The organism is Pseudomonas sp. RW409 (assembly GCF_003184125.1).
In the GTDB taxonomy this organism is placed as follows: Bacteria; Pseudomonadota; Gammaproteobacteria; order Pseudomonadales; family Pseudomonadaceae; genus Aquipseudomonas; species Aquipseudomonas chlororaphis_I.
The window spans coordinates 918724-924758 of record NZ_QHHP01000042.1; the positions used below are offsets into that span (position 1 = coordinate 918724).

Genomic DNA, 6035 nt, shown 5'->3' on the forward strand with positions numbered 1-6035 from the left:
CCGCAGGCTCCCGCGCCTTGCCGCGCGGGAGCCTTCAATAGGCGTATTGGCCAATCACCTGCCGCACCCTTTCCAATGCCACCCGCAACTGATCCAGCTCGACCGAGCCCAGGGCCAGGCGGATGGCGTGGGGCACCGGCGCGGCGCTGACAAAAGGCTCGGCGGTGGACACCGAGACGTTTTCCCGCAGCAAGGCCATCGCCACCTGATCGGCGCGCACCTCCTCGGGCAACGGCAACCAGAGGAAATAGGACGCCGGATGCCCGATGAATTCCAGGCCGGCCAGCACTTCCCTGGCCAGGGCCTGCCGGACGGTCGCGTCCTGGCGTTTCTCGGCTTCCAGGCGCTGCACCGTGCCGTCGTCGATCCAGTTGCAGACCAGCGCCGTCATCACCCCGGGAGTGTTCCAGGTAGTCGCGCGGATCACCCGCTCGATCAGCGGCACCCAGACCGGCGGCGCGACCACAAAACCGACCCGCAGCCCGGTGGCGACATTCTTGGAAAACCCCGACACATACACCGTCAGTTCCGGCGCCAGGGCCGCCAGGGGCGCGGGCGGATCCTCGGCGAGGAAGGCATAGGCGGCGTCCTCGATAATCAGCAACCGGTGCTGCCGGGCGATCCGCACCAAGCGCTCGCGCCACGCCAGGTCCAGCACCCAACCCATGGGGTTGTGCAGGGTCGGCATGGCATACACCGCCCGCACCCGCCGGCTGCGGCACAACCGCTCGAAAGCCTGCAGGTCGGGGCCGTGCTCGGTCAGGGCAATCGACACCAGTTCCACGCCGTGAGCGTCGGCCACCACCTTGAACCCCGGGTAGGTCAAGGCATCGGTGGCCACCACATCGCCGGGCTTGAGCAGCGCCATCACCGTGGTCGCCAGGCCGTGCTGGGCGCCGCTGACGATCGACACCCGGTCCGCTTCCACCTGCAACCCGCGACACGCAAGATGCCGGGCCACGGTGGCCCGCTCGTGGCTGCGGCCACTGTGGGGCTGGTAGCGCAGCAGCGCCTCCAGGTCACCGGCAGCCGCCAACTGGCGCAGGCCACCGCGCAGCACTTCGGCCTGCCCGGGCAACGCCGGATAGTTGAAATTGAGATCCAGGGTGCCCGCCGCGGTCGCCTGCTGGTCGACGCCCTGCCCCGGCGGCAACGCGGTCTCGCGGACAAAAGTGCCGCGCCCGGTTTCGCCACTGATCAGGCCCATGGCCTCCAGCTCGGCATACACCCGTGAGGCGGTCACCAGGGCCAGCCCTTCCCTGGCGGCCAGTTCGCGGTGGGTCGGCAGGCGGGTGCCCGGCGGCAATGCACCGCCACGAATATCGGCGGCAAAACCATCGACCAGTTGTTTGTAGCGGGCACGGGCCATAGGGCAATGTATCCATGACAATATTTTGATTGTATTGCTTGGCACTCCTAGGATGGGGCCTGAGCAGCCCAGGCGCAATCTCGCCCTGAAGCGCGGCGCTTACCCTTGAACAGAGCTGAGCCCCTGAATGGAACGGACATCGCCCCTGCCACACCCCAGCACACAAAAAGCCGCGAGCGGCTGGCTCAACGGCTTTATCGGCGTGCTGATTTTCAGCGGCTCGCTGCCGGCCACCCGGGTGGCCGTGCTGGAGTTCGACCCGCTGTTCCTGACCGTGGCCCGCGCCAGCATCGCCGGCGTCCTGGCCTTGTGCCTGTTGCTGCTGTTCAAGGAAAAGCGCCCGAGCAGAAGCCAGCTGTGGCCCCTGGCGATAGTCGCCCTCGGCGTGGTGGTCGGCTTTCCGCTGCTGACCGCGCTGGCCTTGCAGTACGTGACCTCGGCCCACTCCATCGTCTTCCTCGGCCTGCTGCCCCTGGCCACCGCGGTGTTCGGCGTGCTGCGCGGCGGCGAGCGGCCGCGGCCGGTGTTCTGGCTGTTCTCGGTGCTGGGCAGCCTGCTGGTGGTGGGGTTTGCCCTGTCCCAGGGGCTGAGCGCCGCACCGGCCGGAGACATTCTCATGCTATTGGCGATTCTGGTCTGCGGCCTGGGTTACGCGGAAGGCGCCAAGCTCTCCCGCACCCTGGGCGGCTGGCAGGTGATCTCCTGGGCTTTGGTGCTGGCGCTGCCGGTGATGGCGGTGCTGACGCTGTTGCGTGCCCCGCCTTCGTTTAGCGGCATCACCCTGCCCGCCTGGCTGAGCCTGGCGTATGTCGCGCTGTTCAGCATGCTGATCGGCTTTGTCTTCTGGTACCGCGGGCTGGCCCAGGGAGGGATCGCCGCCGTCGGCCAGTTGCAATTGCTGCAACCCTTCTTTGGCCTGGCCCTGGCCGCCACCCTGCTGCATGAACAGGTCAGCCTGGGCATGCTGGGAGTGACCGTGGCAGTGATCTTGTGCGTGGCCGGGGCGAGGAAGTTTTCGAAATAGCGGTTCGGCCCGCCTCGGCGAGACTGAGCTGGCCTGAGGTGTCCCCTCAGACCGGAGAGATGGTCGCCAGCAGACCAATCGCGATGGTCAGCGCCAAGAATCCAAACAAGAAAATCGCCATCTTCGCCATAAAGGCCTCCTGAACAATAGGTTTTCGCCAATGCGAAAAGCAGAACGCCGCCTCAGGCTCCAGCCGGCAGGCCGGTGCGCCTGAGGGGTGCGTCATTGTCAGGCCGGATCTGATCCCGATACAGATGCAGGTGACGAAGAAAAATACGGATCAGATGGCGACGGGTTCTGTCGGCCCATGGGCCAAAGCTCCGGGGGCATGAGACAAGGCCGACGTGCCTCGCCCCAGGATCGCCGGCGCCTGTACCAGCATGGCAGCCCGGGCAACCGGCCACCCCGCACGCCTTCCCCTCGGGTTATTTGCGCGCCAGCTTGTAGCGCACGCAGTCGTCGTAAAAGCTCTGCCGCACCGTCGCCGGCTTGGCCCGCGAGGGGCTGTCGTAGGTCTGTTCGGTAATGCCCAGGGCCAGCATGCGCATCCAGCCCTTGCTGAACTTGTAGGTCTGCAGCTTCTGCCGCGCGGCATACAGCGAAACCCCCGACAGTTTCAGCTCCTGCGCCCGCGCCGCCGTCCCCGCGCCCCAACTGCACACATACCGGTCATTGGCCGGCAACTCCTTGCCCTCGGCCGCGACAGCCATGCTGACCAAGGCGAACGAGGTCAGCGTCATCCACACATTGCGCATTTTTCGATCTACCTAACCACCTGAAATTAAAGTGATTTTGGCGGTGATTCGGCGCTTGCGGGGCCAGCACGACGCCGTGTCGGAGAAGGCAATGTGCCGCTCTTTTAATGGCCACTTGTTCACGGCTCACGCCGCGGCCGGCCTCGGGCAGCAACCACTGGCGCAGCGCCGCGATATTCGGTCGACAGTTTTCTCGGCAGGGATATCTAGGCCGATAGCCGACGCTAGCCCTGCGGCTGGCGCAGATAGGCAAACATATGCTGCGCATACTCGGCCTTGCCCAGCGGCACACCGTTATGCCGCAGGATGTCGTAGGCCGTGACCAGGTGGAAATAGAACTGCGGCGTCGCCCAGTTGCGGGCGTATTCTTCGCCGGTCATGTCGAAGGCGATGGCGTTGGGCAACTCGATGGCCACCGCGCGCTGGCCACTGCTTTCGATCAGTTCTCGATCCGCCTCGGCGAGGAACGCCAGGGTCTGCTCGATCAGTGCCTTGGCCTCGGCCATGCTGGCCGGCGCCGGCAACCCGGTCACCGGCAGGCCGCTGAGACGCTGGACCGCTTCCCGGGCCTGGGTGCAGGTAAAGCGTACCTGCGCCGCCAGGTCATACATGTCCGGCGCCAGGCGCGCCTGCAGCAGGACCTGCGGGTCGAAGTGCCGTTCACGAGCATGCTCCTCGCCCTTGCTCAAGAAGCTGTTCAACGCCCGCAGCATCTGGGCGAAACAGGGGACGGTCATGGCATAGATCGACATACTTTCTCCTCGCAGGAATCAGCGGTGGACAAGGTGCAGGCAGCGCGCCCGGAGGCAGCGCGCTGAGAATCCTAGCAGATGGCGATCCGGCCCTGATGGCGGCAGAAAAGTACCCGTCCGCCGATCTGGCTGTTAAGGTGCGCCCCTGACGTAATACACCGCCTGAACATGAGGAAAATGACCTTGAGCAGTGAAGCAAAAATGACCGGGGATCTGTTCGAAGTCGACAAGCGCCTGGGGCTCAAGCCCGTGGTGGACTTCAACACCTATCTGCGCACGGCCTTCGGCGACGGCGCATGCACCTGCGGTCGTTGTGTCGCCAGCGCGGGCGACGAGAGCGGTTATGCCTACCAGCACAGCTTCGACTTCGACGGCCGGGTGACCCACCGCCGCTTCGCCACCACCGCCGGCAGCGACGTGCTGCTGGTGCTGAAGAAGGCCTGGTTGTCCTACACCAAGGCCGAGCTGGAAGCCAGCGGCAACCTGGCGCTGGACACCGTCAAGGAGTTCGTCGAGCCGCAGTTGCACAAGCGCCTGCTGCCGCTGCTGCTGGCCAGCGGGCTGGTCAAGGAGGTCGACGGCGAGCTGCAGATACAGGCACAAGCGGCGGCCTGAGAGCTTCGCCAGGGCCCTCTCCAACAATAAAAAAGGTAAAGACACATGCACCCACTCTCCCTGCAAGACAGCACCGCGCCGGACGGCGTTTGTTTTGGTTGCGGCAGCAGCAACCCCCATGGCCTGCACATCAAGAGCCACTGGCATGAGGATGGGGTGCATGTGATGGCCGAGCACCTGCCGGACAGCCAATACTGCGGCTGGCCCGAACTGGTGTACGGCGGCCTGATCGCCATGCTGGTGGATTGCCACTCGAACTGGACCGCCATGGCCTACCACTACCGCGCCGAAAAACGCGCCCTGGACAGCCTGCCGCGGATCAACTGCGTGACCGGCAACCTCGGCATCAAATTCATCAAGCCGACGCCGATGGGTGTACCCCTGACCTTGCGCGCCAAGGTCGAAGGCGAACTCGGCCGCAAGAGCCGGGTGATCTGCGAGGTCTACGCTGGCGATGTGCTGACGGCGGTTGGCGACTCGATCTTTGTGCGGGTCGATACCGAGCAACTGGCCGCAACAGCCCACGGACGCGAAGCCTGAGCCGGCTCAGGCCAGCCGGGCATCCGCGTCCAGGCCGCGCTGCACGAACCAGGACAGTGGCAACGTCAGCAGTAAGGTAGCCGCCAGCACCATCACCGCGACGGGGACGCCAGTGACGTCCCCCAGGCTGCCGAACAGCACCGGCGCCAGCGCCCCGCCGCCGATGGTGCCGGTATAGAAGATTGCGAATGCCTGCTCGCGCTTGCCCGCCCCCGCCAGGTCCGGCACCGCGCCATAAAGCACCGACGAGGTGCCGTTCAACGCCAGCCCCAGCAGCGGCAAGACCACCATCAGGCCCAGATAGGGCAAGTACACCGCCAGCACGATCAACAGCGCCGTGGTGAACTCCGTGAGCCACACGGTTTTCATCATGCCGATGCGTGCGCCCAGGTAACCGCACAGCAACTTGCCGAAGGCCCCGCCGACAAACAGCATCGTCAACGCCAGGCCGATACCCGCCGTGCCGGCGCCCTTGGCTTTCAGCAGAAACGGCAGGAAGGTCAGGAAACCCATGCGCACCGCGCTGTCCAGCGTGCCGGTGACAATCAGTGCCCGCAGCCCGCTGGCCGAGCCTTTTCCGCTGACTACCTTGGCGCTCTTCTCGGGCTTGGACGACTCCGCCGCCTGCGCCGGAATCAACCACCACAGCAACCCGGCGGCCGCCAGCCCGAGCAGCCCCATCAGGGTCACACTGGCGCGCCAACTGAGCACCGTCAGCAACAGGCCCACCAGCCCCGGAATCAGGGTCTTGCCGATATCGCCGGAAAAGTTGTACTGCGCCAACGCCTGCTTGACGCCACCGCCGGCCTCATGGGTATCGGTGATCATCGACGACGCCAGCGGATGCTGGGTACTCGCCCCCAGCCCACCCAACAACAGAGCCAACAGCAATACCGTCAGGCCCCCGGCCTGCCCCGCCAGCAGATAGGCCATCCCCGCCAGCGCCGTGCCGCCCACCAGCAGACGCTCGCGCCCCCAGC

Annotated in this window: 8 protein-coding genes; 3 read left to right on the plus strand and 5 right to left on the minus strand. The window is 65.7% G+C overall.

What is annotated here, in order from left to right; translation table 11 throughout:
• Nucleotides 1-34: 34 nt before the first annotated feature.
• Nucleotides 35-1369 (minus strand): PLP-dependent aminotransferase family protein, encoded by a 1335-nt coding sequence (locus DK261_RS31295; RefSeq protein ID WP_038631525.1) that lies wholly within the window; start codon nt 1367-1369, stop codon nt 35-37.
• Between the two features lie 127 nt (nt 1370-1496).
• Here DK261_RS31295 and DK261_RS31300 point away from each other — a divergent pair, with 127 nt between their 5' ends.
• Nucleotides 1497-2393, plus strand: coding sequence for a DMT family transporter (locus DK261_RS31300; RefSeq protein WP_110177391.1), 897 nt, complete (start codon nt 1497-1499; stop codon nt 2391-2393).
• A 46-nt stretch (nt 2394-2439) separates the two neighbouring features.
• Here the strand turns inward: DK261_RS31300 and DK261_RS31305 are convergent, their stop codons facing one another.
• The 3 genes from DK261_RS31305 to DK261_RS31315 form a co-directional block, all read right to left on the minus strand.
• Complete coding sequence (locus tag DK261_RS31305) at nt 2440-2619, minus strand: hypothetical protein (protein WP_100208963.1); 180 nt, start codon at nt 2617-2619, stop codon at nt 2440-2442.
• A 199-nt stretch (nt 2620-2818) separates the two neighbouring features.
• Entirely contained in the window at nt 2819-3148 is a 330-nt protein-coding gene (locus DK261_RS31310) for a hypothetical protein (protein WP_009048313.1), read from the minus strand.
• 224 nt (nt 3149-3372) lie between these two features.
• Nucleotides 3373-3900, minus strand: coding sequence for a DUF1993 family protein (locus DK261_RS31315; protein WP_016702861.1), 528 nt, complete (start codon nt 3898-3900; stop codon nt 3373-3375).
• A 177-nt stretch (nt 3901-4077) separates the two neighbouring features.
• Here DK261_RS31315 and DK261_RS31320 point away from each other — a divergent pair, with 177 nt between their 5' ends.
• Complete coding sequence (locus DK261_RS31320; protein WP_038631517.1) at nt 4078-4515, plus strand: hypothetical protein; 438 nt, start codon at nt 4078-4080, stop codon at nt 4513-4515.
• Between the two features lie 45 nt (nt 4516-4560).
• Entirely contained in the window at nt 4561-5055 is a 495-nt protein-coding gene (locus DK261_RS31325) for a PaaI family thioesterase (RefSeq protein WP_009048310.1), read from the plus strand.
• A 6-nt stretch (nt 5056-5061) separates the two neighbouring features.
• Here DK261_RS31325 and DK261_RS31330 read toward each other — a convergent pair.
• A partial coding sequence (locus DK261_RS31330; RefSeq protein WP_110177529.1) for an MFS transporter occupies nt 5062-6035 on the minus strand: 974 nt, incomplete at its 5' end.

Bases quoted from the DNA above. Each gene is read 5' to 3' on its own strand.
- DK261_RS31295 (WP_038631525.1), bottom strand. From the start codon at position 1,369: ATGGCCCGTGCCCGCTACAAACAACTGGTCGATGGTTTTGCCGCCGAT.
- DK261_RS31300 (WP_110177391.1), top strand. From the start codon at position 1,497: ATGGAACGGACATCGCCCCTGCCACACCCCAGCACACAAAAAGCCGCG.
- DK261_RS31305 (WP_100208963.1), bottom strand. From the start codon at position 2,619: ATGACGCACCCCTCAGGCGCACCGGCCTGCCGGCTGGAGCCTGAGGCG.
- DK261_RS31310 (WP_009048313.1), bottom strand. From the start codon at position 3,148: ATGCGCAATGTGTGGATGACGCTGACCTCGTTCGCCTTGGTCAGCATG.
- DK261_RS31315 (WP_016702861.1), bottom strand. From the start codon at position 3,900: ATGTCGATCTATGCCATGACCGTCCCCTGTTTCGCCCAGATGCTGCGG.
- DK261_RS31320 (WP_038631517.1), top strand. From the start codon at position 4,078: ATGACCTTGAGCAGTGAAGCAAAAATGACCGGGGATCTGTTCGAAGTC.
- DK261_RS31325 (WP_009048310.1), top strand. From the start codon at position 4,561: ATGCACCCACTCTCCCTGCAAGACAGCACCGCGCCGGACGGCGTTTGT.